The sequence below is a fragment of the Streptomyces globisporus genome (genome assembly GCF_003501885.1).
Lineage (GTDB): Bacteria > Actinomycetota > Actinomycetes > Streptomycetales > Streptomycetaceae > Streptomyces > Streptomyces globisporus_D.
Genome location: NZ_QWFA01000040.1, coordinates 1 through 26350 on the forward strand (window position 1 = coordinate 1; position 26350 = coordinate 26350).

Consider the following 26350-nt stretch of genomic DNA (forward strand, 5'->3'; position numbering starts at 1 on the left):
CCCGGCACCGGCGAGATCCTCGCCGGTGCCGGGAAAGGAGGCGGGATCGTGCAGGCCGACAGCGGCGGGTTCGCGTCCGGGGCGCCAGGTGAAGCTGCCGAAGAGGTGGTCCCAGCACGACAGGTCGGAGCCGTAGTGGCCGGCTTCGGACAGATCGGTGCTGTGGTGCAGGCGGTGCTGCTCCGGGCTGGCCAGCAGATGGTTGAGCGGGCCGATGCGGACGTCGATGTTGGCGTGGATGAAGTAGCCCTGCGCGGCGACGAAGAGTCCGGCCACCAGGACGGCGGGGCGGGAGAAGCCGACCAGGGCCAGGGCCAGTTGGACGAGGCTCTGGGCCAGGACGATGTCCAGCACGTGGTTGACCCCGTTGTTGGCGACGTTGACCTTCTCCGGCACGTGGTGCACCCCGTGCAGTCGCCAGAGCAGGGCGTTCCGATGGCCCAGCCGGTGCACCGCGTAGCTCACCAGCGATCCGGTGAGGAGGGCTCCCGGGATCTCGGCCCCGAGGTGGCGGGCCGGCTCCTCGGGCGAGATCAGGCCGATGGCCAGGGCGACGAGCAGCTGCGCCAGTCCGCTTCCGGCCATGGTGAGCAGGAAGTAGATGCCGTACCAGCGCCATTCGGCCTTTCCCGGGTGCCAGTTCCGGTCGTAAGGAATCAGCCGCTCCAGGAGCGCCAGATAGGAGATCACCCCGATCAGGAAAAGCGGGCTGACCCACGCCGGATCCCATCGCAGGCGCAATGCGAACGCCGCAACGCCCACGACCGCGAGGAGGAGAACGGGGTAGGCGACGGCACGGAGAATACCGGAAGGCGAATTCCCTACCACCCCCTTCCCGGGAACCGAATAGTCGGCCGAATGAATTTCGCCATCGGCGGCGCGTGCGCGCTCGTCCATACGTGACCCCCACAAGGGAACGCAACCGGGAGAGATCGACTTTTCCGTATCAGCGCAGGCCGGACCGGCCCTGAGAGTCTCGGTGAACTCCGGGGCGACCATGGCCCCGCACTGACGCCTTTCAGACACCCGGCTCCGATGGAATTCGGCCGTGGCGTGAACTGATGCCCCCGACCTCACCAGCCCAGATCATCTATTTCCCGTTCCCACGGCTTTAATCACGCCCGACGCGGAGAAATCGACCGGCGATTTCGTCCACGGAATCTGGACGGAATGGCATACGAAAAGCCGTCGGAAAGGATCGCACAACCGAGCGAGTTCACGTTTCGGGGACTTTACTTCGTAGGATCATCGCTATGCCGGGGGACGGCGCATTCCGGTGCGCCGGGAGGCGAATTCCCACGCTCGGGCGTGCGTCGGAGCGGGGAGCCGCGCGCCCGCGCGCGAACGGTGTCGACACGTGCTCCTCACCGGCGCCTGCGCGGTGGGAAGACCCCAGGCTCCTTCCGCCGGAGGACACCGCCCTGCGATGATCGCGGCGAGATCCGGCAGCCATCAGCGAACCGAGGAGCCTCCTTGTCGTACGACGTCAGCGCGGTGCGCGCACAGTTCCCCGCCCTGCGCTCCGGCACGGCGCACTTCGACGGCCCCGGCGGCACCCAGACCCCCGCCTCCGTCGTCGCCGCGATCGGCGAGGCGATGAGCCGTCCGCTGTCCAACCGGGGCTCCACGCTGCCCGGAGAGGTCAACGCGGAGGAGATCGTCCGGGAATTCCGGCAGGCGATGGCGGATCTGCTGGGCGCGGATCCGGGCGGCATCGTGTTCGGCCGGAGCGCCACCCAGCTCACCTACGACTTCTCGCGCACCCTGGCCCGGACGTGGAAGCCGGGGGACGAGGTGGTGGTCAGCCGGCTGGACCACGATGCCAACATCCGCCCGTGGGTGCAGGCGGCCGAGCGGGTGGGGGCGGTGGTGCGGTGGGCCGACTTCGACCCGGCGACCGGCGAACTGCCCCCGGAGACCGTCGGCGCGCAGATCACCGGGCGGACCCGGCTGATCGCGGTGACCGGCGCTTCCAACCTGATCGGCACCCGGCCCGACATCCCGGCCGTCGCCCGACTCGCCCACGCGGCAGGCGCGTTGCTGTACGTGGACGGGGTCCACCTCACGGCGCACCGCGCCGTGGACCTGGAGCGGCTCGGGGCGGACTTCCTCGTCTGCTCCCCGTACAAGTTCTTCGGCCCCCACCACGGGGTGCTGGCCGCCCGGCCGGAACTGCTCGACACCCTCCGCCCGGACAAGCTGGCGCCGTCCACCGACGCCGTGCCGGAGCGCTTCGAACTCGGCACGCTCCCGTACGAGTTGATGGCGGGGACCCGCGCGGCGGTGGACTTCATCGCGGAGCTGGGCACCGTGGCGGCCGGTGGGCTCGCGGGGCGTCGAGAGCGGCTGCCGGCGGCGTACGCGGCGATCGAGTCCCACGAGACCGCGCTGCGGGAGAGCGTCGAGAAAGGGGTACGCGATCTGGGCGGGGTGACGGTGCACTCGCGGGCCGCCGAGCGCACCCCCACCCTGCTGCTCACCTTCGACGGCCGGGACGCGACGGACGCCTACCGTGCCCTCGCCCGCTCCGGGGTGCACGCGCCCGCCGGGTCGTTCTACGCCCTGGAGGCCTCCCGGCACCTGGGGCTCGGCGAGAGCGGCGGGCTGCGCGTCGGACTGTCCGCGTACAACGACGCGGACGATGTGGAGCGGCTCCTGACGGGGCTGTCGGACTTCCTGCGCTGACGGCGGGGCCAGGGAGCGTCGGGCACATCAGGGCCGGGGCCGCAGGACGTCCCTAAGGGCTGTCCCGTATTCCCTGGCGGGCGCGCGACGACAGCTACGGCACCTCGCCGCGTTGTCGGAACGCCCGAATACATCCAGCATGCGGGCGCCTCTCCGCCTTGCGATGCACCGCATCTGACGCCGCGCGCTGATCCACCAGGGACTACGGGACAGCCCTTAGAGCGTGGCCAGGGTGTCCACCGCGTCGGCAAGGCCGGACAGGTACCGAGCCCCCGGCGGCTGCCGCCCCGCCCAGCCGGGCCCGGCCACGCAGACGACGGGTCGCCTGCGCGCGCCCCGTACGCCCCACTCGACCGCGGCCAGCCGGGCCACGAGCGCGGGGCTCGCCGTCTTCCGGGACTGCGCCCAGAGCACCACCGCGGCGGGGCCGGTGCGCCGGACCGCGTCCTCCAGCGCCCCGGCGGGCACGGCGGCGCCGAACATCCTTGCCGGCAGTCCCTGGTGGGCGAGGGTCGCGGCGAGCGCCTCCAGGGCGAGCGTATGAGTCTCTCCGGGTACACAGGCCAGCAGGGCGAGGCCCGCGCCGGGGGCGGGGGGCCGCCCGGCCGTGACTCCGCGCAGTGCGCCGGAGACGTGCCAGGACAACAGGTGCTCGACCTCGATGTACCGCTCCCCCGCCGTCTCCCACTCACGGCCCACCGCGTGCAGCACCGGCATCATCACCTCGTCCCAGGCGGCCGGGAGTCCGTAGCGGTCGAGCACCGCCGTGAGCAGCTCCTCCAGGGCCGGCGCGTCGAGCCGGACCGCGGCCCGTGCCAGGCCGCGGCACTCCTGGCGGGCCCGGCCGACCGGAAGCGGCCCGGGAGCCCGGGAAGCGCGCGCCGACCGGGACGGGGCCGGGGCGCCGGCTGATCCGTCGCCTGCTGTCTCCACGCCGGACGAGGCTGCGGCCGGGGTTCCTGCGCCCGACGAGCCCCCGCCGGACGTTCGGGCCAGAACCGTGCGAGCGGCCTCGGCCGGGGGCAGGCCCACGCTCGTCAGTGCGCACATGTGCCGCAGAGCCGCGATGTCCGCCCCGGTCCAGCGGCGATGCCGGCCGTCCTGCCGTGCGGCCGGGCCGATGCCGTAGCGACGGTCCCACGAGCGCAGCGTCGTCGGGGCGACGCCCAGGAGGCGGGCCACCGCGCCGGTGGTCAGACCCCCGTCGGCCGGAGCTTCCGGAAGCAGATCACTTGTCGGATCCATAGAGCCACCATACGACGCAAAAGCGACGCATGTTGTCGGGTGCATCCCCGAGCGGTTCGCTGAGACACCGGGACAGGGGTGGAAAGAGAGCGACGAGAGACAGGAGACGGTCATGAAACTGAGCGACGAATTGCCCACCGACCACCGGCTGGCGACGGTGTACCGGATCGGCGCGGGGCTCTGCGGCGCGATCCTGATGGTGTTCGGCTCTCTCGGCTTCGCGAATCAGCTGAGCTTCTTCGACACCGATGGCAGCCAGATCGCCGGACTCACGTCCAACGGGCTCCTCAGTCTGATCTCGCTGCTCGTCGGTGCTGTGCTGATCGCCGGGGCGGCGGTGGGCGGCAATGTCGCCTCCACGGTGAACATGACCGTCGGAACGCTCTTCCTGCTCAGTGGCTTCGCCCACCTGTTCATCCTGGACCGGTCCGCGAACATCCTGGACTTCAGCATGGCGAACGTGATCTTCAGCTTCGTGATGGGGCTGCTGATCCTCACGTTCGGGATGTACGGGCGGGTGACCGGCGGCCTGCCGCACGACAACCCCTACTGGCGTCGCCGCCACCCCGAGCAGGCCGCGCGCGAAGCCGCCGCCCACAGGAGGGCGACGGCGGGCGGCCCGCTGCGGGAGGGATCCGCTCAGACCTTGCGGTAGCGGGCGTTGAACCAGGAGAACACGCCGAAGGCGACCAGTCCGACGGCGATGAGAACCAGCAGCCACGGGCCGACCGGGGTGTCGGCGAAGGAGCGCAGGGTGTCGTCCATCCCCTTGGACTTGTCGGGCTCGTGCTCGATGGCGGCGGCGATGGCGAACGCTCCCGCCGCGGCGAAGACGCTGCCGCGCGCCGCTCCGCCGAAGACCCCCGTGATGTCCACGGCCCGGCGGACCCGGCGGGACATCTCCGACAGCTTCAGGTGCTTGTGGTACTTGCGCATGAGGGCCCGGACCGCGATCCAGAGGCCCGCGCCGGCCACCACGGCGCCGGCGATCCCGACGATCCACTGACCGCCCGGCCAGCCGAGCGCCTTGGCGGTGATGTCCTGCGACTGCTGGTCCGACGAACCGCCGCCGCTGCCGGAGTCCCCGGCCGCGAAGGACAGCACGGTGTAGGCGACGAAGGCGTAGAAGACCGCCCGCCCCGCCGCCATGGCCCGCTTGCCCGGCTTGTGCTCGTCGGGTCCGGCCCCACCGAACAGCGCTTCGGACAGTCGCCACAGCGCCATGCCCGCCACGGCTGCGCCCAGCACCCAGAGCAGAACCGTCCCGAAGGGCTTCTCGGCTATCTCCGCGACCGCGCCGCCCCGGTCGGCCTGCTTCTTGTCACCCCCGGGGAACGCGATCCGCAGGGCGAGGAAGCCCACGAGCACGTAGATCACCCCGCGGGCGACGAACCCGGCGCGGCCCGCCGCCTCCATGGCGTTGCTGTTCGCGGCACGCCGTGCCTGGCCACGTCCCTGCGCTGTTACTGAACGGCTATTCATGTCATCCCGATTGCCCCCGTGCGGCGGATCAATGCGGCGGATCAAATCGCGGCGGCCCCGACGGGGGCGGTATCGACGCAGAATCGACGCGGCAGGCGGAGCGGCCGGATGCACGTCAGCGTGGGAGTGACCGAGAAGACCCGTGGGGGCGACGGTGAAGCCCCCTCGATCGCCGGAGGAGACATCATGACGATCACCCGTCTGCAGCGCACCGCGGCGGCCGCCGCGGCCCTCGCCTTTCCGGCCTCTCTGGCGTTCTTCGCTCCGCAGGCACAGGCCGCTGCCCCCGCCGACCCGTACGGCCCCGCCTGCGCCTCCGTACCGAAGGAGGGCGCGGGCAGCCTGGAAGGCATGGCGAAGGACCCGGTCGCCACCGCCGCGTCCAACAACCCCGAACTCTCCACCCTCGTCGACGCGGTGAAGAAGGCCGGCCTGGTCGACACCCTCAACAACGCGGAGAACATCACGGTGTTCGCGCCGACCAACGCCGCGTTCGAGAAGGTCCCGCAGGCCGATCTTGAGGCCCTCCTCAACGACAAGGACCAGCTCACCAAGGTGCTGACGTACCACGTGGTGGGCGAGAAGGTCACGACGCAGCAGATGGAGGACGGCACCTTCAAGACGCTGGAGGGCAGCGACCTCACGACAAAGGGCTCGGGCACCGAGTTCACGGTGAACGACTCCTCGAAGATCGTCTGTGGCGACGTGCCGACGGCCAACGCCACGGTGAACCTCGTCGACACGGTGCTCATGCCGCCGTCCTAGGGACACCGCGTGGCCGCTGAGCGGGGGTTCTATACGCTGAAGGCGTGAGACACGCCGACGACCGACCGACCCGGAGCGGCGCCTCGGATTCCGAGGCGCCGCTCGCAGACCTCCAGGCCTTCGCGGTCGAGCTGCGCCGGATGAACGGCGAGATCAACCGGATGACCCACGGTTTCGCGGTGAACCAGCAACTGCACCCCACGGACGTGAGCGCGCTCGGGGCCATCCTCGACGCCCCGTCGCCCCTGACGCCGGGCGATCTGCGGGAGCATCTGGGGCTCACCTCCGGTGCGGTGACCGCCTGCCTGGACCGGCTGGAGCGGGCCGGGCACATCCGCCGGGCGCGGGAGAGCGCCGACCGCCGGGTGGTGCACGTGTACTACGAGCCGAGCGCCCGGACCGTCGCCCGCGACTACTTCATGCCGCTTGCCGAGGCCACGGCGCGGGCCAGGGCACGGTTCAGCGAGAGCGAACTGGCGACCGTGCTGGGCTTCCTCGCGGCGATGAACGAGGAACTGGCCGAGGTCCCCCCGGCGCGTCGCTGAACTTCCCCGCTCCCCTGCGCCACCCTCCTTACGTCACCCTCCACCCCCCGCACGAACTCCGCGCGGAGCCATCGAGTAATGTATTTCAACAATTGAGATTGTTAACCGATGAGACATCTCCACCCCTCAGGAGAGACATGCCCACCCCTGCACGGTCGGTCCGCTGGCTGGTCCCCGTCGTCCTGCTGATCGCCTGGCTCGGCATCGGCGGCGGGCTCGGACCGTACGCCGGAAAGCTCGGCGAGGTCGCCACCAACGACCAGGCCGCCTTCCTGCCCCAGAACGCCGAGTCCACGCAAGTCATCGAAGCCCAGAAGGCGTTCCAGCAGAACGAGACCCTGCCGGTCATCCTCGTCTGGACCTCGGAGAAGAAGGACGCCCCGGTCGAGGACGAGCAGCGCGAGGCGGCCACCGGCTCCCTCGCCTCGCTCGCCGGGAGCGACGGCGTCGTCGGAACCCCCTCCCCCGCGCTGCCCTCGAAGGACGGACTCGCACTCCAGGGCATCGTGCAGCTGAGCCCCGACCTCGGGGACGAGCTGCCGACGGTGCTGGAGGAGGTCGAGAAGGCGGGCGCGTCCGTGTCCGGTACGACGGTCCAGCTCGCGGGGCCGGCCGCCAGCCAGGCGGATCTGTCCGACGCCTTCGCGGGCATCGACGGGCTGCTGCTCGGGGTTGCCCTGATCACGGTGCTGGTCATCCTGCTGCTGGTCTACCGCAGTGTGCTGCTGCCCTTCGTCATCATCCTCGGCGCGGTCTTCGCCCTCGGTCTGTCCTGTGCGATCGTCTACGTCCTCGCCGACCACGACATCGTGCGCGTGGACGGTCAGGTGCAGGGCATCCTGTCCATCCTGGTGATCGGCGCGGCGACGGACTACGCACTGTTGCTCACTGCCCGCTTCCGGGAGGAACTCGCCGTCCACGGCGACCGGTTCGCCGCGATGCGTGTCGCGCTGCGTGAGTCCTTCGGCCCGATCACGGCGAGCGCCGCGACCGTCGCGGCCGGTCTGCTCGCGCTGCTGCTGAGCGACCTCACCAACAACCGGGCCCTCGGCCCCGTGGGCGCGATCGGCATCGTCTGCTCGGTCCTGAGCGCTCTCACCTTCCTGCCCGCCGCACTGGTCCTGCTGGGCCGGACCGCCTACTGGCCGGCGAAGCCCAAGCCCGCCGAGGACCAGGTGTCCGATGGTCACGGCATCTGGCACAAGGTCGCGGCCCTCGTCGACCGGGCGCCCCGCAAGGTCTGGGCGATCACCCTGGCGGCTCTGATCGCCTGTGCCGCGTTCGCCCCGACGCTCACCTCCAAGGGCGTGCCGCTCGACGAGATCTTCGTGAACGACGCGCCGTCCGTGGCCGCCCAGGAGACGCTGAGCGAGCACTTCCCCGGCGGCTCGGGCAATCCGGCGGTGATCATCGCCGCGGCGGACCGTCTTCCCGAGGTGACCGAGGCCGCCGAGGGTACCGACGGGGTGGACTCGGCCGTATCGGTGAGCGCGAGCGGGCGGCCGGGCGGCGAACCGCTCGTCGTCGACGGCAAGGTCCGCATCGACGCGACCCTCGACGACGCGGCGGACAGCGACGGGGCCAAGGAGACGGTCGCCGCGCTGCGCACGGCGGTCCACGCGGTACCGGGATCGGACGCCCTGGTCGGCGGCTACACCGCGCAGCAGTACGACACCCAGCGCACGGCCGAGGACGACCGTATGCTGATCGTGCCGGTGGTGCTGGCGATCATTCTGGTGATCCTGGTCTTCCTGCTGCGGTCGCTGCTGATGCCGGTACTGCTCGTGGCGACCGTGGCACTGAACTTCCTGGCGACGCTGGGCATTTCCTCGCTGGTCTTCACCCATGTGTTCGGCTTCAGCGGCACGGATTCGTCGGTTCCGCTGTACGGGTTCGTGTTCCTGGTCGCCCTGGGCGTCGACTACAACATCTTCCTGATGTCCCGGGTCCGGGAGGAGTCGCTGCGCCACGGCACGCGGGAGGGCATCCTGCGTGGGCTGACCACGACCGGCGGGGTCATCACCTCGGCGGGCGTCGTGCTGGCGGCCACCTTCGCGGCGCTGGGCGTGATCCCGCTGGCGTTCCTGGTCCAGATCGCGTTCATCGTGGCCTTCGGCGTCCTGCTGGACACGCTGGTCGTCCGGTCGCTCCTCGTCCCGGCGCTGGTCCGGGACATCGGGCCCAAGGCGTGGTGGCCGGGGGCGCTGAGCCGCGAGAGGCCCTGAGAGGAGGGCGTCATGGCCGCCGGAGTGCGTCCCCGGGCGCCCAGCCCGGGTCCCGGTAGGCGGCGAGCGCCCAGATCACGAAGATGTCCAGGGCGATGACGATCACCGACCAGAGGGGCGCGTACGGCAGGAAGAGGAAGTGCGCGAAGAGGTTCAGGGAGGCGAAGACGATACCGGTCACCCGGGCCCATCGCGCCCCCTTGAGCAGCCCCGCCCCGGTGACGGCGACGCAGACGCCGAGCACCAGGTGGATCCAGCCCCAGCCGGTGAGGCTGATGCGGTAGACGTACTCGCCGACGTCGCCGTAGACGTCCCCGTCGGCCAGGGCCGCGATGCCCTCCAGGGCCGCGACGACCCCCTGGCAGAGCATCAGCACCCCGGCGAAGAGCACGCCGCCGGTCACCCAGAGGCTGTCCGGGTCGGGCGCGGGAGCGCGCCCGGCCGGACCGTCGCCGCGCTGCCACGGCGTATCGCCCTGACCGGGCCCCGCCCCCAAGCCGGGCGTATCAGAGACCCCGTAGGGGTCAGCGGCCCGGGACGGATCGGCGGTGTGGGACGGATCGGCGGCCCGGGAAGGGTCCTCGCTCATCAGGCCGTCTCCTGCTTCTGGGCCGCCTGCCCCTTCGCGCGCCTGCCGACCACCGTCGCGGCCGCGACCGCGCTGCCCGCGAAGGCCAGCGCGACCATCCAGGGCCGGTCGAAGACATGGCAGGTGACGTGGTCCACGGAGTAGCGCCCGGGGCCGGCCAGACCGATGGCCGCGGCGGTGAACCCGAGGAACGCCGGGTACTCGTAGCCGCCGCCCTGGGCGAAGAAGCCCGCCGGTGCGTGCACGGCCACCGCACCGGCCATCGCTCCGGCGGCCGCCGCGCCCGCCGCCGGAGTGGCGAGCCCCAGCGCCAGCAGCACACCGCCACCCGCCTCGCCGAGCCCGGCGGCCACGGCGCTGTGCTTGGGCGGGTGGAACCCCATCGCCTCCATCGCCGCCGTGGTGCCCTGGATGCCTCCGCCGCCGAACCAGCCGGCCAGCTTCTGGCTGCCGTGGGCGGCGAGCACCGCCCCGGTGCCGACGCGCAGGGCGAGCAGACCGAGATCACGCCGGTTGATGCAGACCATGAGGACTCCCGGGGCGAGGGGTATCGGATACGGCTCCCACTCTCGTCGGCGGGCGGTCGGCGGGCGCGGTCGACTACGCCGTACGGGGCACGGACCCGACGACGCACGGCTCGTCGTGCGACGCAGATCATTGTGCAACTTGTTGCATAAGCGGTTCGAGGTGGTCTACAACTGACGCGACGACCCCTGCGGAGGAGATCCCGGATGAGCCCCTACCCCACCCTGCTGAGCCCGCTGGACCTCGGGTTCACCACCCTGCCCAACCGGGTGCTCATGGGATCGATGCACATCGGTCTGGAGGAGGCCGAGCGCGGCTTCGAGCGGATGGCGGCGTTCTACGCCGAGCGCGCCCGGGGCGGCGTCGGCCTGATGGTCACCGGCGGCATCGCCCCCAGCGAGCGGGCCTGCTCCTTCCCCGGCGGGGCCAAGATGACCACCGAGGCGGAGGCGGAGCAGCACCGCGAGATCACCACGGCGGTGCACGCGGCGGGCGGCCGGATCGCGATGCAGATCCTGCACTTCGGCCGGTACGCGCACCACCCGGATCTGGTGGCCCCGAGCGCGCTCCAGGCCCCGATCAGCGGGTTCGTCCCGAACGCGCTCACCGACGAGCAGGTCGAGGAGACCATCGAGGAGTTCGTCCGGGCGGCGGAGCTGGCGCGGTTGGCCGGGTACGACGGCGTCGAGATCATGGGCTCCGAGGGCTATCTGATCAACGAGTTCATCGTCTCCGCGACCAACCACCGCACCGACCGCTGGGGCGGCAGTTACGAGAACCGCATCCGGCTCCCCATCGAGATCGTGCGCCGGGTCCGTGAGCGGGTCGGCGACGACTTCATCCTGATCTACCGGCTCTCCATGCTGGACCTGGTGCCGGGCGGCTCGACGCTGGACGAGGTCGTGACGCTGGCGCGGGAGATCGAGGCGGCGGGCGCGACGATCATCAACACCGGCATCGGGTGGCACGAGGCGCGGATCCCGACGATCGCCACCTCCGTGCCGCGCGGGGCGTTCAGCTGGGTGACCGAGAAAGTGCGTGGCGCGGTCTCCGTGCCGCTGGTGACGAGCAACCGCATCAACACCCCCGAGGTCGCCGAGGAGATCCTCGCCTCCGGCCGGGCGGACATGGTCTCGATGGCCCGCCCGTTCCTGGCCGACCCGGAGTTCGTCGCGAAGGCGGCGGCGGGCCGGGCGGACGCGATCAACACGTGCATCGGCTGCAACCAGGCCTGCCTGGACCACATCTTCAGCCTCAAGATCACCTCCTGTCTGGTCAATCCGCGTGCCTGCCACGAGACCGAGCTGGTGCTCAGCCCGACCCGGACCCGTAAACGCGTCGCCGTGGTCGGGGCGGGTCCGGCGGGCCTCGCGTGCTCGGTGACGGCGGCCGAGCGGGGTCACGCGGTGACCCTGTTCGACACGGCGGACGAGATCGGCGGTCAGCTGAACGTGGCCCGCCGGGTGCCGGGCAAGGAGGAGTTCGACGAGACGCTGCGCTACTTCCGTACGCGACTGGCGGAGCTGGACGTCGACGTGCGGCTCTCCACCCGGGCCGACACCGGGACCCTGGACGGTTTCGACGAGATCGTGCTGGCCACCGGAGTCGAGCCGCGAACCCCGGCGATCCCCGGCACGGACCACCCGAACGTCGTGAGCTACCTGGACGTGCTGCGCGACGGGGCGCCGGTGGGCGACCGGGTCGCGATCGTCGGCGCGGGCGGCATCGGCTTCGACGTCGCGGAGTTCCTGACCGACGGCGGTGACGCGGCGAGCCTGGACGCGGACACGTTCTTCCGGCAGTGGGGCGTGGACACGGCGTACGAGGACCGGGGCGGGCTGCGCGCCCCCGAGCGTCCCAAGTCGCCCCGCACGGTCCATCTGGTCCAGCGCAGGACGACCAAGGTCGGCGCCGGGCTCGGCAAGACGACCGGCTGGATCCACCGCACCGAACTGCGCCACCGGGGCGTCGAGATGATCGCGGGCGCCTCGTACGACCTCATCGACGACGAGGGGCTCCACCTCACCGTCGACGGTGAGCGGCGGGTGCTGCCGGTCGACACGGTCGTGCTGTGCGCGGGCCAGGAGCCGCGCCGCGAGCTCTACGAGGAGCTGAGCGCGGGGACCGTCCCGGTCCATCTGATCGGCGGTGCGGACGTGGCGGCCGAACTGGACGCGAAGCGGGCCATACGCCAGGGCACGGAGCTGGCCGCCACGCTCTGAACCCGCCCCGCCCGGGGGCCCGTACCACCGCGCGCCCCCGTCCTTAGGATGCACGTCATGTCACTGCCGCACGCGATTCTCACCGCCCTGCTGGAGAAGCCGTCCTCGGGTCTGGAACTGACCCGCAGGTTCGACCGGTCGATCGGCTACTTCTGGTCATCGACCCACCAGCAGATCTATCGCGAGCTGGGCAAACTGGAGCAGGCCGGACGGATCAGGGCGCTGCCCACGGCTGTGCCGGCCCGGGGGCAGAAGAAGGAGTACGAGGTGCTGCCCGCGGGCCGCGAGGAGCTGGCGGCCTGGGTGGCGCTCCCCGAGGACCCCCGGCCTGTCCGCGATCCGCTGCTGCTGCGGATGCGGGCGGCCGCGGTCGTCGGAACGCACGGCATGGGCGCGGAGCTGCGCCGCCACCTCGGGCTGCACGAGCGGCAGCTGGCGGAGTACGAGGAGATCGAGGAGCGGGACTTCACCCCGCCCCCGACGACCGACGAGGGGCGGCTGCGGCATCTGGTGCTGCGGGGCGGCATCGACCTGGAGACGTTCTGGATCGGCTGGCTGACCCGGGCGATCGCGGACCTGGACGCCGCCTGACCGCACGGACCGTTCACGGGTGCGGCGCGGGCGTTACGGATGCGGCGCGCCGCCCGCCCGTACGGCCACGGGTTCCGGGACGGCCGCCGGACGCGGGCTGCCGATGACGACCCGCGAAGGCACCGGATCCACGGGCGCGGAACCCTCGGGCACCACCTCGCCCGGGTCCGCGTTCCGTGCCTGGGCCCGGCTGAGGAGGATCACCCCGCGCACGGCCGCCGCCGTACCGAGCAGAGCGAGGACCAGGCTGACCGGCCCGCCCTGGAGGCGCTCACCGAGCAGGGCCAGGCCGATCGCGGCGGCGGCGACCGGGTTGGCGAGGGTGACCACGGCGAGCGGTGCGCCGAGGCCGCCCCGGTACGCGGTCTGGGACAGCAGCAAGCCGCCCATCGCGAAGGCGGAGACGAGCAGCGCCACCGTCAGCAGCCGCCAGCTGAACAGCGGGCCGCCGGAGTGGTCGGTGACGGCGACCGTGAGGGTCTGGGTGAGCGCGGAGGCTACACCGGAGGTGATCCCGGACGCCGCCGCGTGCCGCAGCCCGGGGCGGACCCCGGGCCGGCCGAGCCCGGCGACGACCGCCATGGTGGCCGCGCCCACGCCGAGCGCCTCGGGAAGGGTGAGGGTCTCGTGCGGGGCGGAGCCGCCCGCGGTCATCAACAGCGCGCCGAGGCCGAGCAGGGTCAGGGCGGTGCCCCGCCACTCGGTACGGCCGACCCGGCGTCCGGCGGCGCGCGCCCCGAGCGGGACGGCGACGACGAGGGTGAGCGCCCCCAGGGGCTGGACCAGGGTGAGCGGGCCGTAGTTGAGCGCGGCGACGTGCAGCAGCGCACCAGCGGCGTTGAGACCGACCGCCGACCACCAGGCGCCCCGGCCCAGCATCCGCAGGACTCCGGTGCCGGGTTCGATACGCCCGGCGAGCCGGGACTGGGCGACGGCGGCGGCCGCGTAGGCGACGGCGGAGACGAGGGAGAGCGCGACGGCGAGCAGCATGGCGTTCATCGCATGCCACCCGCGTAGGTCCCGGAGCCCACAGGCGCCTCGGCGGCCGCAGGCCGCACGCCGCCCTCGTACGTACCGGAGGCCGCAAGGCGCGCGCCCCCCGCGTAGGCCGGGACCGGAGCCCCCTCAGCGCTCCCCCACGCGCCCGCCCCCGGCAGCCGCGCCGGGACGGTCCGGGCGGACAGCGGCAGCCGGAACGCGGCGAGGGCGACGGCGAGCAGAGCCACGACGACGATCGCGTCGAGCCAGTAGTGGTTCGCCGTGCCCACGACGACGACCAGCGTGAGCGCCGGGTGCAGCAGCCACAGCCGGCGCCACCGCGAGCGGGTCGCGGCGATCAGCCCGAGGGCGACCATCACGGCCCAGCCGACGTGCAGCGAGGGCATCGCGGCGAACTGGTTCGCCATCGTGTCGGTCGCGGGCGTCTGCCCGTACACCGTCGGCCCGTAGACCTGACCGGTGTCGACGAGCCCGGCGGCCGGAAGCATCCGGGGCGGGGCCAGCGGGAACAGCAGGTGCAGCACCAGGGCGGCGGCGGTGAGCGCGGCGAGGACGCGGCGCGAGCGGACGTAGTGGGCGGGGCGGCGCCAGTAGAGCCAGACCAGGAAGAGGGCCGTGGCCGGGAAGTGCACGGCGGCGTAATAGGTGTTCGCCGCGTGGATCAGGGGCTGGCTGTGCAGCAGCAGCCCCTGGACGGCGCCCTCGCCGGGGAGGTGCAGGGCACGTTCGAGGTCCCAGACGCTCCCCGCGTTGCGGAACGCCTCCTCGACATGGCCGTTGGCGGCCTGACGGCCGAACTTGTAGGCCAGGAAGAGTCCGGCCACGAGAAGGAACTCGCGGACGAGGGGCGGTCGGGCACGTATGTCCGGCTCCTGGTCCGTGGGCTCGGTGCGGGCGAGTCTCACCCGTGCCCCCTTGGATGCGAAGCGGTAGCGGACGGCCCGGTTCTATCGATCCACGCCGTATCGATACGCCAGTGTACCGATACGTTGGCGTATCGGTACACGCACGTATCGGTACACTGGCGTATCGAGAACCTCGCCGCACCGCCGCTGGAGGTACAGCCCATGCCGTCGCCCGATTCCGTACCGGAGTCAGCCCTCTCGTCCCCCCGGTCGAAGATCACACCGGAGCGGGCGCAGGAGCTCTACACGGCGGTGCTGGAACTGTTGCGGGAGAGCGGTTACGAGTCGCTGACGATGGAAGGCGTCGCCTCGCGCACCCGGTGCGGGAAGTCGACGCTCTACCGGCAGTGGGGCTCCAAGCCGGAGCTGGTGGTGGCCGCGCTGCACGGGACCCGGCGGATGCGGCTCCCGAAGATCGACACCGGGACGCTGGCCGGGGACCTGCTGGAGGCCGCGCGGGCGATCGGCGAGGCCGCGGGGAGCGACACCCCGCTGATGCACGCCCTCAGCCATGCCGCGCTGCAGAGCACGGAGCTGCTGTCCGCGCTGCGCGAGGCGCTGATCCTGCCGGAGGTCGCGGCGATCGACGCGATGGTCCGGCGGGGCCAGGAGCGCGGCGAGATCGCGGCGGACCTCCCGGCGGCCGAGTTCGTGGCGGCCCAGCTGCTCGGTGTGCTGCGCGCCCGGCCACTGCTGGAGGGGCGTTACGCGGACGCCGCGTATCTGACCCGGTTCGTGGAGCTGGCGATCCTCCCGGGCCTCGGACTCACGGTGGAAGCACCGGAGTCCTGACAGACGTGGACCACCCGCCCCTGCGGATGGGGACGGTCCACTCGCGCCGCACCGTGGGGACGGGGGCGGCGCACCGCCCGGCCGGCCGGTGACCTCTGCGGAGGTCACCGGCCGCCCGTGTATCCGTACCCTCGCCCCCTACCGAACCTAACAAGCGTTTGGTAGATTCTGATGCAGGAGGGCCGACCATGGACGACCAGCCCCACGCGATGGACTTCACCGGGCGGGCCGTGCTCGTCACCGGCGGCACCAGGGGCCTGGGTGCCGCGATCGCGAGAGCCTTTCTGGCGAGCGGCGCGGACGTCCTGGTCTGCGGGCGCTCGACACCGGCCACCCTGCCGTCGACGGGCGGGCGCGAGGCCGCGTTCCGGGCGGCGGACCTGCGGGATCCGGTGGCGGCGGCGGGCATCGTCGCAGCCACCGCGGAGCGGTTCGGACGGCTAGACGTGCTGGTGAACAACGCCGGCGGCTCCCCGAACGCCGACTCGGCCACGGTCTCGCCGCGCTTCGTGGAGAAGGTGGTCGCGCTCAACCTCCTCGCCCCCTTCTACACGGCCCAGCCGGCGAACCTGGTGATGCGGGAGCAGCCGGGCGGCGGGAGCGTGATCAATATCGGCAGCGTCTCCGCCCACGACCCGCAGCCGGGCACCGCCGCCTACTCCGCCGCCAAGGCGGGCCTGCTCGGGCTGACCCGGGCACTGGCTCTGGAATGGGCACCCCGGGTCAGGGTCAACCACATCACGGCGGGCCTCATCCGGACCGAGAACGCCGCTGCACTGTACGGGGAGGACGGCGGGGACGCCGTGGCGGGCGTCGTTCCGATGGGGCGACTGGCGGAGCCGGACGATGTGGCGCGGGCCTGCCTCTGGCTGGCCTGCGACCTCTCCTCGTACGTCAACGGCGCCGACCTGGCCGTCCACGGAGGCGGCGAGATCCCGGCCAGGTACACGGCCCCCCGCCGCCCCGCACTCCCTTAATGGTCACCTTGACTCTAATGACATCGACCCCTTATCGTCGTCATGACGAAATCAAGGGGGTTCTCATCATGGCCGACATCACCCGGCGCTTCGGCTGGCGCCATCTGCGCTCCGCGCCCACCGCCCACATCCGCCACCACAAGCGCGGCGAGCTCGCCCACGACGGGCAGGGGCTCAGCTTCTGGTACCGGTCGCTGTCGGCGGCGCTCTCCGAGGTGCCGGTCGATGACCGGGAACTGGCCATGGCGTTCCACGCCCGTACGGCCGACTTCCAGGACGTCACCGTGCAGGCCACCGTCACCTACCGGATCAGCGACCCGGCCGAGGCGGCGAACCGGCTCGACTTCTCCGTCGACCCGGACACCGGCAGCTGGCGCGGCGCACCGCTGGAGCAGATCGCCACCCTCCTCACCGAGACCGCGCAGCAGCACACCCTGGACGTCCTGGCCCGCACCCCGCTGGCCGCCGCCCTGGTCGACGGCGTCGCCTCCGTACGCGAACGGGTCGCCACCGGTCTCGCCGCCGAGCCCCGCATCCCGGCCACCGGCATCGACGTGGTGGCCGTGCGCGTCGTCGCGATCCGCCCCGAGGCCGAGGTCGAGCGCGCCCTGCGCACCCCGGCCCGCGAGCAGATCCAGCAGGAGGCGGACCGGGCCACCTACGAACGGCGGGCCGTGGCCGTCGAGCGCGAGCGCGCCATCGCCGAGAACGAGCTGGCCAGCCAGATCGAACTGGCCCGGCGTGAGGAGCAGTTGGTCGACCAGCGCGGCACGAACGCCCGCCGTGAGGCCGAGGAGAAGGCCGCCGCCGACGGCGTACGGACCGAGGCGGAGGCGGCCCGCAAGGTGCGCCTGGCGAGGGCGGAGGCCGAGGCGGCCCGCGAGACGGGCGGGGCCCGGGCCGAGGCGCAGGCCGCCTGGCTGCGGGTGCACGGCGAGGTCGATCCGGCCACGCTGCACGCCCTGGCGGCGACCCGGCTCGCGGAGAACCTGCCGCGCATCGAGAGCCTCACCCTCTCCCCCGACGTCCTCACCGGGCTGCTCGCCAAGCTCGGCCGCCCGGACGGCGGGGCGGGAGCGTGAGCCTGGCGCCCCGGGCGGTGCTCGTCCACCGGCGGACGGAGTACGAGGAGCTGCTCGCCCGGCACGGGACGCACGGGCAGGCCGCGTTCTTCCTGTCCAGCCGGGGCCGCTCGATCGACGAGGTGGCCCGGCGCCACGAGGACACCCGGCAGGCGCTGCGCGAGGTGGCGGCGGTGGTGCCGCTCACCTGGCGCTCGACCCGGGTGGAGCGGGCGGACCTGGACCGCTTCCTGTTCGCCCCGGAGGACGTGGTGGTCGTGGTCGGGCAGGACGGCCTCGTCGCCAACACCGCGAAGTACCTGTCCGGGCAGCCGGTGGTGGGCATCGACACCGCCCCGGGGCGCAACCCCGGCGTCCTGGTACGCCACCGTCACGCCGACGCGGCCGCCCTGCTGCGTGCCGCGACGGCGGCCGGCGGGAAGGCCGAGGAGCTGACCATGGTCGAGGCCGTCGCCGACGACACGCAGCGCCTCATCGCCCTCAACGAGATCTACCTCGGGCCACCCGGCCACCAGACGGCCCGCTACCGCCTGGGCGACGACGGCGAGAGCGCCCCCGCCGAGGCCCAGGCGTCCTCCGGGGTGCTGGTCGGCACCGGCACGGGCGCCACCGGCTGGCTCCGCTCGCTGTGGCTGGAGCGCGGCAGCACGCTGCCGCTGCCCGCGCCGTGCGACGCGCGCCTCCTGTGGTTCGTACGCGAGGCCTGGCCGTCGCCGGCGACCGGGACGTCGCGGGTGGCGGGCGAACTGGCGCCCGGGCAGGGGCTGCGGCTGACCGTGGAGTCGGACCGGATCGTGGTCTTCGGCGACGGGATGGAGTCCGACGCGCTGGAGCTGACCTGGGGTCAGAGCGTACGGCTCGGCATCGCGGAGAGATCGCTGCGCCTGGTGATCTGAGGATGCCCGGCCCGGCGATTTCGCTACGGTGGTCCGCACGCGTCCCCCGTACGCGTACCGCACACGCACGCACGCATCGGAGAGCGGAGAACCAGCACCATGTCGGCCGACCCCGTCCCCGCGCCCGCCCGCAACACCCGTCCGCCCGTGGCCCAAGCGGCCCTAGGAGTCGGGGTGATCGTCGAGGACGGCCGGGGGCGCGTCCTGCTGGGCCGCCATCGCAGCGGTACGTGGGAGCTGCCGGGCGGGAAGGTCGACGCGACGCACGAGTCGATCGCCGCGGCGGCCGTGCGGGAACTGCGCGAGGAGACGGGCCTGGTGGTCGACGAGGCGTCCGTGGACGTCGTCGCGATGGTCCACGACGTGATCGGCGGGATCAACCGCATCAGCATGGCGGCCGTCGTACGGCTCGCCTCCGGGGACCCCGAGGTGACCGAGCCGCACCTGATCAGCACCTGGCGGTGGACCGTGCCCGAGGAGCTGCCCGCCCCGCTGTTCGATCCGTCGGCACAGATCCTGGCGGCGTGGCGGCCGGAGCTGGGCGTCAGTCACCCGCCCGCGCACGTTCTGCGGATCGCCGGATGCGGACCAATCGGACCAGCTGTATGAATAAGGGACCATCCGTGCGATCGGAGTAGGCCCATGGACGATTACCCGCTGCTGAACCTCTTCCTGACCATGCTGTACCTGTTCCTGTGGGTCATGTGGTTCTTCCTGCTGTTCAAGGTGATCACGGACCTCTTCCGCGACCACTCGCTGAACGGCTGGGCCAAGGCGGGCTGGCTGGTCCTCGTCATCCTGCTGCCCTATGTGGGCGTACTGATCTACCTCATCGTCCGCGGGCGCAGCATGCACGAGCGCGACGAGAAGCTCGCCAAGGACTCGGAGGCCGCGTTCCGCGACTACGTACGCCGGGCCGCCGGGACGGAGGGCGGCTCGGGCGGCAGCGGCCACGTGAACGACCTGGCGAAACTCGCCGAGCTCAAGGACAAGGGCGCGATCAACGCCGAGGAGTACGAACAGGCGAAGGCGAAGCTGCTCGCCTGAGACCCGGCTCCGGCCCTCCCGTCCCCCCTCTCCCCTTCCCCCCGAGACACAAGGCCGGGGTGTCAGCGCGCGTCGCCGACACCCCGGCCGTGTGCGTTGCGCGCCGATGAGACGGCCGCCCCTTCGCCCCCTCCTTCAGCCTCCTCTTCGGGGCGTGTATGCCCGAGTAACGGTGCCCTCCTAGCGTCCGGACTCCCCCGTACGTCTCTGGAGGAGCATCCCGATGCACCTGTCTCGATCGCCCCGGCGCAGAGCCGCCGCATGGGCGGCGGCCGCAGCGATCACCGCCGCGGGCCTGTTGATCGGTCCACCGCCCGCCGCCGCCGGCACGGGACCCTCGGTCCGCGTCGACGCCGCTCTGCTGGACGCCGTGGACGGGGGCGGCGAGGTCTCCTTCTTCGTCGTCCTCAAGGACAGGGCCGATCTGTCCGCCGCCCGGGGCGAGCGCGCACACGCGGCCAGGACGACGTCGGCGTTCACGGAGCTGCGGGCCGAGGCGGACAGCAGCCAGCGCTCCCTGAACTCCTTCCTCGACAGGAAGAAGGTGGGCCATCAGAACTTCTGGATCGCCAACGCCGTGAAGGTGACCGGCGACGAGGACCTCGTCCAGGAGCTCGCCGGGCGCGAAGACGTCGCCCGGGTCGTCAAGGAGCAGCACGACCGGCTGGACGACGTGGAGGCCCGGCCCGCCGAAGAAGCCGCTGCCGCTGCCGAGGGGGCGGACGCCGACGCCACTGGACGAGGCGATGGGGCCGGTCGGCGGCTGACGCGCGGTCAGCCGAGCCGCTTCCGCGGGCCGGGCGGGAGAGGCGGTCGGACGCACAACGGCCAGAGGCCGTTCCGGATTTCTCCGGAACGGCCTCTGATCTGCGACTGTCTCCAGTCGGGACGACAGGATTTGAACCTGCGACCCCTTGACCCCCAGTCAAGTGCGCTACCAAGCTGCGCCACGTCCCGCTGCGTTTCCTCCCGGTTGCTCCGGGTGGCCGCGCAGGACAAACATTACCTCACTCCGAGGACCGTATCGACGCGCGTGCCTGTTGGGCGCGGGCGGCCAGCCCTTCGGCGCCGCAGGCCATGGCCTGCTTCTGGGCGCGGGCCAGCTCCCGGTGCGATCCGATCGCGATGCCGTAGTCGACCCGGGCAAGGGCGTGCTCGTAGGCGGAGGAGGACTTCTCCAGGTGCCCCACGGCCTCGGCCAGCAGTTGTGCGGAGCGCTCCGGGGGTGCGAAGAGGGCAACGCAGCGCAGGGCCTCGCCGAGGGCGGTGGGTGTGCCGAAGCGTTCGGCGTGGACGCGGTTCCGGGCGGCGAGGTGTGCCGCGCGGGCCGGGTCGTCCTCGGCCAGGGCGCGTGCCAGGTCACCGGCCCAGGGAGCCCAGATGCCGTTGAAGCGTTCGCGCGGCTCCAGAGCGGCGCCCGCCGCTTCGAGCTCGGCGATCGCCTCTTCCTTGCGGCCCTCGGCGAGCAGCAGGCGGCCCCGCACGCACGGTCCGTCGGGCAGCACCATGGCGCTGGGGTAGGGCGGGCCGAAGTCGTACCGGTCGGCGATCCTGCGGGCCTCGTCGGTGCGGCCGCGGGCCAGCAGGGTGTCGATGAGCAGGCAGGCCGCGTCCCAGTGCACGGGGAGTCCGGAGCCGACACGGTCGGCGAGGCGGAGACCTTCGCGCAGGAAGCCCTCGGCCTCGGCGAGACGGCCGCGACGCCGGTGGACCATGCCGAGCAGCGTGTGGGCGAACGCCAGGTGGGCGCCGCTCCAGCCGGAGATCTCGAAGGCCCGGACCGCTTCGCCGAAGAGACTCTCGGCGCGGTCCAGCTGGTCGACGAAGGTGTAGGTGATACCGACCATGGTGGGCAGCTCGAAGCCCCACTCGGAGTCGGTCCAGCCGAGGCCCCGGGCGGGGCTGCCGTCGACCAGGGCGCGTTCGCAGAGGTCCACGATGAGCTGGGCGTTCTCACCGCGCAGCATGGCGTCGAAGGCCCGCAGGGTGAGCAGCGCCCGTTCCCCGTTGTCGCGGCCCTTGAGGTGGTCGGCGTTGCGGGTGAGCCGCCGGGAGCGGGCCGGCCCATCGTCCTCGGCGGCCTGCATGCCCTCCCACATGAAGTGCGCGGCCTGCAGGCGCATCAGCCCGGGGCCGGGTGCGGTGCGCGCGGCCTCGGCGGCCAGCGACAGCGCCGCGTCCTTGAGCTGGTTGTTGTGGGCGAGCGCGGCGGCGAGCCGGAAGGTGGCGTCGACCCGCAGCCCGTCGTCGAGCCCCGGCATGTCGAGGGCGGCGCGCAGGTGCTGGACTGTGGTCGGCGGGGAGCTGAGCAGCGTCGCGCAGCCCAGTTCGTAGAGGAGGACAGCACGGTCCTTGGGGCGCGGCGGCTCCTCCAGGGCCCGTTCCAGGCAGCGCCGGGCGGCTTCGGGCGCGCCGACGGCGAGATGCTGGCCGGCGGCTTCCCGTAGCTGCGCGACCAGTTCCTGGTCGTCGTCCGGGTGGACCTCCAGCAGGTGCCGGGAGGCCGCGGCGGCGCCGAGACCGGCGCGGGTGATCGCCCAGGCGGCGCGCCCGTGCATGGCGGTGCGGGTGGCCGGCGGGATCGAGCGGTATACGGCGGTCGCGATCAGCGGGTGGACGAACTCCAGCGGGTCGAAGCCGCTGACGATACGGGCGTCGCGCAGCCGGGCCGTGCAGTCGGCGGCCTCCGCCGAGCTCATTCCGGCGAGGGTGGCGGCCAGTTCCTGGGAGATGTCGGTGCCGAGGACGGCTGCGGCCCAGGCGAACCGGTTGGCGTTCGTGCCGAGCCGCTCCAGCCGGGCGACGAGCCCGCTGCCCCGGGCGGACGCGCCGAGTTCGCGCAGTTCGCCCGCCGATTCCTCCACCGGCGGCAGTTCGCGGTCCTGGACCTTGGCGACCAGCTCGACCGCCTCGTACGGATTTCCTCCGGTGACGGCCCACACCTCGCGGCAGAACGGGTCGTCCGCGTGCTCGCCGAGGCCCGCGCGGACCAGGACGGCGGTGGCGTCCGGGGTCAGGGCCCGCAGGGCGACCCGGGTCACCGTGCCCTGGCTGCCGCCTCGTTCGGCCTCCCGGTCGGCGATGTAGTTGGCGTCGCGTTCGGCCAGCTCCTGCGGGCGGTGGGCCTGCACCACCAGGACGGGCAGTTCGCCGAGGCGGGCGGTGAACGAGGCCAGCCAGGCGAGGGATTCACCGTCCGCCCAGTGGGCGTCATCCACGATGAGGAGCAACGGCCGGTGGCTGAGCCGGGATGCGAGCCGGCCGACGACGAAGTCCAGGCCGTCGCGCACACCCTGCGGATCGGGCTGCGGGCCGCTCGGCTCGGCAAGTCCAAGGGCCGGGGCGGTGATCTCGTACCAGTCGCCGAACAGGGCCCGGGTCTCGTCGGGCGGGAACCGGTCGAGGGCGGGCTGCAGCAACTGCCGTACGACATGGAACGGTACGGAGGTGACGGTCTCGCCTCCCCGGGCGGACCACACGGTGCAGCGGTCGGCGGCCATCGCCTGGATCTCGGCGAGCAGCGCCGTCTTGCCGAGCCCCGCCTCTCCGCTGAAGACCAAAAGCCCGCCGACGGCCTGCGCCCCGCACAGGGCGTCCACCGCCTCGGCAGCGGCGGCGAGTTCCGGTTCACGCTCGTACAACGGCCGGGACGGCTTCATGCCCACCCTTCCCACAGAGGCAGTCTTCTCGACGGTCGAGCCTAGTCGTGCGCGGGTGCTCGCCGACAGGGTTCGCACGATTCCTTGCAGGTGCGGGGCACAATCGAGTAGTGAACGAGACCCGCAGAGACCGTGATGCCGAGGGCCGGGCGCGCAACGCGCGCCCCCGTGACGGACTGGGGCGCCCCCTGCCGTACGGGACACCGGGCGTCGAACGACAGCCGGAGGGGGTCGTCCGCACGCCTGCGGAGACGCTCGCGGAGGCGCAGCGACTGCTGGACGCGGGGATGCCGTTCCATGCGCACGAGGTCTTCGAGGACGCCTGGAAGTCGGGGCCGGAGGACGAACGCGAACTCTGGCGGGGGCTGGCCCAGCTCGCGGTGGGGCTGACCCATTCCGCTCGGGGCAACACCGCGGGCGGTGCGCGGTTGCTGCGCCGGGGTGCGGGGGCGCTCGCCCCGTTCGCCGGGTCCGGGCCGTACGGGATCGAGATCGCCGCGCTGTCCGACTGGGCACGGGAGTTGGCGGCCAGGGTGGAGTCGGGCCCGACGGTGGACGCGACGGCCGAGGCGCCCCGCCTGCGGGGGTAGCCCGAAGGGGGGCGCCGGGGCGGGGCAAGGGAACAGCCAGGCGACCGGAAGATCCGGGTCCGCGAACCCGGGGTCCGTACAGCTACTACGATCCGGCTCCATGAGCACTTCTGACCAGGACCAGGACCAGCGCCGGGAAGCCGACGTTCCGATAGCCGACGCCGCCGACGCCGACACCGCCGCGGCGGCGGCCGGTGCGGAGGGCGACGCGCTCGACGCACCGGAAGGTCGGAGCGGGAAGAGACTCACCCCGCGCCAGGCCCGGCGCCTGCGGATCGTGCTCTCCGCGCTGGGCATGGCCGCGATGGCCGTCGTGCTCGCGCTGCGCATCGCGAGCCGTTCGTCGGTGCTCGTCGTCGGGGTCTACGGGCTCGCGCTCATCCTGTGCGGCGTGATGATCGAGCTGAGCAGGAACGGCCGCACCCGGCTGGCCAGCTGGCTGCTGGGAGCGGGGCTGCTGGCCGCCGTGGGAACGGACTGGCTGCTCCTTCCCTGATCCCGATCCCGACCCCGGTCCTGATCGTTTGATCGTTTGAGGCCATCCCTGATCGATCCATTGACCCTCCTTGATCACTCGATCAGGATTCACGCATGAACGCCTCAGCTGGTGACCTTTTCGGACTCCCTCCGGAAGACCGCACGTCGAGCCCGTACACCGGATACACCCGCGCCCACTGGGAGGCGGCCGCCGACGGCATGCTGGAGGCCGCCTGGAAGTGGGCCACGCCGGGCGGCGCCCGGCTCGACCTGCCCGGGCCCCCATCGCACTCGGGGGCCCGCTCCGACGGCCTGGAGGGATACGCGCGTACGTTCCTGGCGGCCGGCTTTCGGGTCGCGGGGGCGGGCGGCAAGGACCCGAACGGTCTGCTGGAGCGGTACGCGGACGGCCTCGACGCCGGTACGCGGACGCCGGGCCGGGACGACGCGGAGTCCTGGCCGCTGATCCTCGACCACCATGTGCAGGGACAGCCCATGGTGGAGTCGGCGTCGGTGGCCCTCGGCCTGCGGCTCACCCGGCCCTGGCTCTGGGACCGGCTGGCATCCGACGTACAGGACCGGGCGGAGCAGTGGCTGCGGGGCGCGCTGCGGCATGTTCCGGCGGGCAACAACTGGTACCTCTTCCCATACACCGTCGCCGGGTTCCTGGAGTCGGTGGGCCGGGGCGACGCGGTGACGGTCCGGGCCCGGGAGCGGGCGTCGGCGCTGCTGGAGCACTGGTACCGGGGCGACGGCTGGTACGCCGACGGGGACGGGCGCGCCTTCGACCACTACAACGGCTGGGCGCTGCACCTGTATCCGCTGCTCGATGCCCATCTGGCGGGCGACGAGAAGGCGTCGGCGCACCACGGGGCGCGGCTGCGCGAGCATCTGGAGAGCTTCTCGCTGATGTTCGGCGGCGACGGGGCCCCGCTGCACTTCGGGCGCTCGCTGACCTACCGTTTCGCGGCGAGCGCGGGGGTTGCTCTGGGCGCGGTGACAGGACACACGCCGCTCACCCCGGGAGCTTCCCGGCGCGTGGTCAGCGGGTCGCTGCGGTACTTCCTGGAGCGCGGAGCGGTCGGGAACGACGGGCTGCTGAGCCTCGGCTGGCACGGGCCGCACGCGGCGACGCTGCAGACCTATTCCGGCCCCGCGTCGCCCTATTGGGCGTCGAAGGCTTTCGTGGGTCTCCTGTCCCCGGACGGGCATCCTTTGTGGGCGTCGCCGGAGGAGGCGGCTCCGAGCGAGGGTCCCGACCGGGTGCTGTCCGTCCCGGCGGCGGGCTTTCTGGTGCAGTCGACGGGGGCGGACGGCGTGGTGCGGCTGCACAACCACGGCAGCGACCATGTCCGCCCGGACGAGGGCGAGTCGGCTGCCGACGAGGACCCGCACTACGCGCGCCTCGCGTACTCCACCGTGACCGGGCCGACCTCGGCGGAGAACACGGCGGACAACCATCTCTCGGTGACGGTCGGCGGGGCGCGCAGCGCCCGGCGGCGTATCCGTCCGCTGGGGTCCGGGCACGGCGACGACTGGGGCTGGGCGGCCTCCTGGCATCTGCCGGTGTTCCCGGCGGGCCCGTCCACCGTCCCGGGGCTGCGGGTGGAGAGCGTGACCGTGGCGCGGGGCCGCAACGAACTGCGGGTGCACCGGGTGCTGGGCGCGCCGGACGGGGCGCGGGCCGAGCTGACGGGCTGGGCGACGGACCCGGAGGGTCCGGTGCGTTCGCTGCTGCGCGGACTGTACGGGTGGGAGGTGCCCGAGGACGTACGGGCCCCGCAGGGAACGGCGTTCGCACGCCGTGCGACCGTGCCCCGGCTCGGCGCCGAGGTGACCGGCACGGCGGTTCTGGTCGCCCTCGCCTCCCTCACCGCCGATCCGGAAGCCGCCCTGCCGGACGAGGCCGAGGACGGGGCGTTGGATGAGGTGGTGGACCGGGTGGAGGTGGCCGGTGACACGGCCACCGTGCGTTGGGCGGAGGACGGCGCGCGGACGCGTATCGCCTTCGGCCGGGGCACGGTGACGGTCGATCACGGGTAGGGGCGCCCC

At 72.5% G+C, this 26350-nt stretch carries 24 protein-coding genes and 1 tRNA gene; 16 read left to right on the forward strand and 9 right to left on the reverse strand.

Features of this window, described 5'->3' with window-relative positions:
* A partial coding sequence (locus tag D3105_RS09885) for a sterol desaturase family protein (protein ID WP_133305678.1) occupies nt 1-897 on the reverse strand: 897 nt, incomplete at its 3' end.
* Between the two features lie 576 nt (nt 898-1473).
* On the opposite strand from D3105_RS09885, the gene D3105_RS09890 reads away from it, so the two are divergent.
* Nucleotides 1474-2685, forward strand: a complete 1212-nt coding sequence (locus D3105_RS09890; RefSeq protein WP_118902263.1) for a cysteine desulfurase-like protein — start codon at nt 1474-1476, stop codon at nt 2683-2685.
* 216 nt (nt 2686-2901) lie between these two features.
* Here D3105_RS09890 and D3105_RS09895 read toward each other — a convergent pair whose 3' ends face one another.
* Nucleotides 2902-3930 (reverse strand): MerR family transcriptional regulator, encoded by a 1029-nt coding sequence (locus D3105_RS09895; RefSeq protein WP_118902265.1) that lies wholly within the window; start codon nt 3928-3930, stop codon nt 2902-2904.
* 112 nt (nt 3931-4042) lie between these two features.
* Between D3105_RS09895 and D3105_RS09900 the strand changes: the two genes are divergently transcribed.
* Nucleotides 4043-4585, forward strand: a complete 543-nt coding sequence (locus D3105_RS09900) for a DUF4383 domain-containing protein (RefSeq protein ID WP_118902267.1) — start codon at nt 4043-4045, stop codon at nt 4583-4585.
* On the opposite strand, the gene D3105_RS09905 is transcribed toward D3105_RS09900, so the two are convergent.
* Entirely contained in the window at nt 4570-5412 is an 843-nt protein-coding gene (locus D3105_RS09905) for a DUF1206 domain-containing protein (RefSeq protein WP_118902269.1), read from the reverse strand. The genes D3105_RS09900 and D3105_RS09905 overlap by 16 nt on opposite strands.
* A gap of 186 nt (nt 5413-5598) precedes the next feature.
* Here D3105_RS09905 and D3105_RS09910 point away from each other — a divergent pair, with 186 nt between their 5' ends.
* The 3 genes from D3105_RS09910 (at nt 5599) to D3105_RS09920 (ending at nt 8947) form a co-directional block, all read left to right on the forward strand.
* Nucleotides 5599-6177, forward strand: a complete 579-nt coding sequence (locus D3105_RS09910) for a fasciclin domain-containing protein (RefSeq protein WP_118902360.1) — start codon at nt 5599-5601, stop codon at nt 6175-6177.
* Between the two features lie 44 nt (nt 6178-6221).
* The gene (locus D3105_RS09915) at nt 6222-6722 is read left to right on the forward strand and encodes a MarR family winged helix-turn-helix transcriptional regulator (protein WP_118902271.1); all 501 of its coding nucleotides are present in this window, start codon (nt 6222-6224) and stop codon (nt 6720-6722) included.
* 137 nt (nt 6723-6859) lie between these two features.
* Entirely contained in the window at nt 6860-8947 is a 2088-nt protein-coding gene (locus tag D3105_RS09920) for an MMPL family transporter (protein ID WP_118902273.1), read from the forward strand.
* A gap of 10 nt (nt 8948-8957) precedes the next feature.
* Here the strand turns inward: D3105_RS09920 and D3105_RS09925 are convergent, their stop codons facing one another.
* Together D3105_RS09925 and D3105_RS09930 are read right to left on the reverse strand one after the other, a co-directional pair.
* The gene (locus tag D3105_RS09925) at nt 8958-9536 is read right to left on the reverse strand and encodes a DUF7144 family membrane protein (protein ID WP_206272706.1); all 579 of its coding nucleotides are present in this window, start codon (nt 9534-9536) and stop codon (nt 8958-8960) included.
* Nucleotides 9536-10063, reverse strand: coding sequence for a DoxX family protein (locus D3105_RS09930; RefSeq protein ID WP_118902276.1), 528 nt, complete (start codon nt 10061-10063; stop codon nt 9536-9538). The genes D3105_RS09925 and D3105_RS09930 overlap by 1 nt, the downstream gene beginning before the upstream one ends.
* Nucleotides 10064-10267: 204 nt before the next feature.
* Here D3105_RS09930 and D3105_RS09935 point away from each other — a divergent pair, with 204 nt between their 5' ends.
* Together D3105_RS09935 and D3105_RS09940 are read left to right on the forward strand one after the other, a co-directional pair.
* Nucleotides 10268-12283 (forward strand): NADPH-dependent 2,4-dienoyl-CoA reductase, encoded by a 2016-nt coding sequence (locus D3105_RS09935; protein ID WP_118902279.1) that lies wholly within the window; start codon nt 10268-10270, stop codon nt 12281-12283.
* A 57-nt stretch (nt 12284-12340) separates the two neighbouring features.
* Nucleotides 12341-12874: a PadR family transcriptional regulator gene (locus tag D3105_RS09940; RefSeq protein WP_118902282.1), complete on the forward strand. Its 534-nt coding sequence runs from the start codon at nt 12341-12343 to the stop codon at nt 12872-12874.
* Between the two features lie 33 nt (nt 12875-12907).
* Here the strand turns inward: D3105_RS09940 and D3105_RS09945 are convergent, their stop codons facing one another.
* Both D3105_RS09945 and D3105_RS09950 read right to left on the reverse strand, forming a co-directional pair.
* Nucleotides 12908-13873 carry a hypothetical protein gene (locus tag D3105_RS09945; RefSeq protein ID WP_118902284.1) on the reverse strand — a complete coding sequence of 322 codons (966 nt, stop codon included), beginning with the start codon at nt 13871-13873 and terminating at the stop codon, nt 12908-12910.
* Entirely contained in the window at nt 13870-14778 is a 909-nt protein-coding gene (locus tag D3105_RS09950; RefSeq protein WP_118902287.1) for a phosphatase PAP2 family protein, read from the reverse strand. The genes D3105_RS09945 and D3105_RS09950 overlap by 4 nt, the downstream gene beginning before the upstream one ends.
* A 162-nt stretch (nt 14779-14940) precedes the next feature.
* Here D3105_RS09950 and D3105_RS09955 point away from each other — a divergent pair, with 162 nt between their 5' ends.
* The 6 genes from D3105_RS09955 to D3105_RS09980 all read left to right on the forward strand — a co-directional run bounded on the left by D3105_RS09955 (nt 14941) and on the right by D3105_RS09980 (nt 19572).
* A complete protein-coding gene (locus D3105_RS09955; RefSeq protein WP_118902290.1) occupies nt 14941-15570 on the forward strand; it encodes a TetR/AcrR family transcriptional regulator in 630 nt (209 codons plus the stop codon).
* A gap of 188 nt (nt 15571-15758) precedes the next feature.
* Nucleotides 15759-16547 carry an SDR family oxidoreductase gene (locus D3105_RS09960; protein ID WP_118902293.1) on the forward strand — a complete coding sequence of 263 codons (789 nt, stop codon included), beginning with the start codon at nt 15759-15761 and terminating at the stop codon, nt 16545-16547.
* A 68-nt stretch (nt 16548-16615) separates the two neighbouring features.
* Complete coding sequence (locus tag D3105_RS09965) at nt 16616-17629, forward strand: SPFH domain-containing protein (protein WP_118902296.1); 1014 nt, start codon at nt 16616-16618, stop codon at nt 17627-17629.
* Nucleotides 17626-18525 carry an NAD(+)/NADH kinase gene (locus D3105_RS09970; protein ID WP_118902301.1) on the forward strand — a complete coding sequence of 300 codons (900 nt, stop codon included), beginning with the start codon at nt 17626-17628 and terminating at the stop codon, nt 18523-18525. Before D3105_RS09965 ends, D3105_RS09970 begins: the two co-directional genes overlap by 4 nt.
* Nucleotides 18526-18624: 99 nt before the next feature.
* Complete coding sequence (locus tag D3105_RS09975) at nt 18625-19134, forward strand: nucleotide triphosphate diphosphatase NUDT15 (RefSeq protein ID WP_118902303.1); 510 nt, start codon at nt 18625-18627, stop codon at nt 19132-19134.
* A gap of 33 nt (nt 19135-19167) precedes the next feature.
* Nucleotides 19168-19572, forward strand: a complete 405-nt coding sequence (locus D3105_RS09980) for an SHOCT domain-containing protein (protein WP_118902306.1) — start codon at nt 19168-19170, stop codon at nt 19570-19572.
* A gap of 883 nt (nt 19573-20455) precedes the next feature.
* On the opposite strand, the gene D3105_RS09985 is transcribed toward D3105_RS09980, so the two are convergent.
* Nucleotides 20456-20529: transfer RNA gene (locus D3105_RS09985), tRNA-Pro, on the reverse strand.
* 50 nt (nt 20530-20579) lie between these two features.
* Nucleotides 20580-23231 carry an ATP-binding protein gene (locus tag D3105_RS09990; protein WP_118902309.1) on the reverse strand — a complete coding sequence of 884 codons (2652 nt, stop codon included), beginning with the start codon at nt 23229-23231 and terminating at the stop codon, nt 20580-20582.
* A gap of 110 nt (nt 23232-23341) precedes the next feature.
* Between D3105_RS09990 and D3105_RS09995 the strand changes: the two genes are divergently transcribed.
* The 3 genes from D3105_RS09995 (at nt 23342) to D3105_RS10005 (ending at nt 26341) form a co-directional block, all read left to right on the forward strand.
* Entirely contained in the window at nt 23342-23821 is a 480-nt protein-coding gene (locus tag D3105_RS09995) for a DUF309 domain-containing protein (RefSeq protein WP_118902312.1), read from the forward strand.
* Nucleotides 23822-23921: 100 nt separating this feature from the next.
* Nucleotides 23922-24317, forward strand: coding sequence for a hypothetical protein (locus tag D3105_RS10000; protein ID WP_118902315.1), 396 nt, complete (start codon nt 23922-23924; stop codon nt 24315-24317).
* A gap of 95 nt (nt 24318-24412) precedes the next feature.
* Nucleotides 24413-26341, forward strand: coding sequence for a DUF2264 domain-containing protein (locus tag D3105_RS10005; RefSeq protein ID WP_118902318.1), 1929 nt, complete (start codon nt 24413-24415; stop codon nt 26339-26341).
* Nucleotides 26342-26350 lie beyond the last annotated feature (9 nt).

What these genes read in the sequence shown, in the direction of transcription:
- D3105_RS09895 (WP_118902265.1), bottom strand. Translation starts at nt 3,930, where the DNA reads ATGGATCCGACAAGTGATCTGCTTCCGGAAGCTCCGGCCGACGGGGGT.
- D3105_RS09900 (WP_118902267.1), top strand. Translation starts at nt 4,043, where the DNA reads ATGAAACTGAGCGACGAATTGCCCACCGACCACCGGCTGGCGACGGTG.
- D3105_RS09905 (WP_118902269.1), bottom strand. Translation starts at nt 5,412, where the DNA reads ATGAATAGCCGTTCAGTAACAGCGCAGGGACGTGGCCAGGCACGGCGT.
- D3105_RS09910 (WP_118902360.1), top strand. Translation starts at nt 5,599, where the DNA reads ATGACGATCACCCGTCTGCAGCGCACCGCGGCGGCCGCCGCGGCCCTC.
- D3105_RS09920 (WP_118902273.1), top strand. Translation starts at nt 6,860, where the DNA reads ATGCCCACCCCTGCACGGTCGGTCCGCTGGCTGGTCCCCGTCGTCCTG.
- D3105_RS09925 (WP_206272706.1), bottom strand. Translation starts at nt 9,536, where the DNA reads ATGAGCGAGGACCCTTCCCGGGCCGCCGATCCGTCCCACACCGCCGAT.
- D3105_RS09930 (WP_118902276.1), bottom strand. Translation starts at nt 10,063, where the DNA reads ATGGTCTGCATCAACCGGCGTGATCTCGGTCTGCTCGCCCTGCGCGTC.
- D3105_RS09935 (WP_118902279.1), top strand. Translation starts at nt 10,268, where the DNA reads ATGAGCCCCTACCCCACCCTGCTGAGCCCGCTGGACCTCGGGTTCACC.
- D3105_RS09940 (WP_118902282.1), top strand. Translation starts at nt 12,341, where the DNA reads ATGTCACTGCCGCACGCGATTCTCACCGCCCTGCTGGAGAAGCCGTCC.
- D3105_RS09945 (WP_118902284.1), bottom strand. Translation starts at nt 13,873, where the DNA reads ATGAACGCCATGCTGCTCGCCGTCGCGCTCTCCCTCGTCTCCGCCGTC.
- D3105_RS09955 (WP_118902290.1), top strand. Translation starts at nt 14,941, where the DNA reads ATGCCGTCGCCCGATTCCGTACCGGAGTCAGCCCTCTCGTCCCCCCGG.
- D3105_RS09960 (WP_118902293.1), top strand. Translation starts at nt 15,759, where the DNA reads ATGGACGACCAGCCCCACGCGATGGACTTCACCGGGCGGGCCGTGCTC.
- D3105_RS09965 (WP_118902296.1), top strand. Translation starts at nt 16,616, where the DNA reads ATGGCCGACATCACCCGGCGCTTCGGCTGGCGCCATCTGCGCTCCGCG.
- D3105_RS09975 (WP_118902303.1), top strand. Translation starts at nt 18,625, where the DNA reads ATGTCGGCCGACCCCGTCCCCGCGCCCGCCCGCAACACCCGTCCGCCC.
- D3105_RS09980 (WP_118902306.1), top strand. Translation starts at nt 19,168, where the DNA reads ATGGACGATTACCCGCTGCTGAACCTCTTCCTGACCATGCTGTACCTG.
- D3105_RS09990 (WP_118902309.1), bottom strand. Translation starts at nt 23,231, where the DNA reads ATGAAGCCGTCCCGGCCGTTGTACGAGCGTGAACCGGAACTCGCCGCC.
- D3105_RS10000 (WP_118902315.1), top strand. Translation starts at nt 23,922, where the DNA reads ATGAGCACTTCTGACCAGGACCAGGACCAGCGCCGGGAAGCCGACGTT.
- D3105_RS10005 (WP_118902318.1), top strand. Translation starts at nt 24,413, where the DNA reads ATGAACGCCTCAGCTGGTGACCTTTTCGGACTCCCTCCGGAAGACCGC.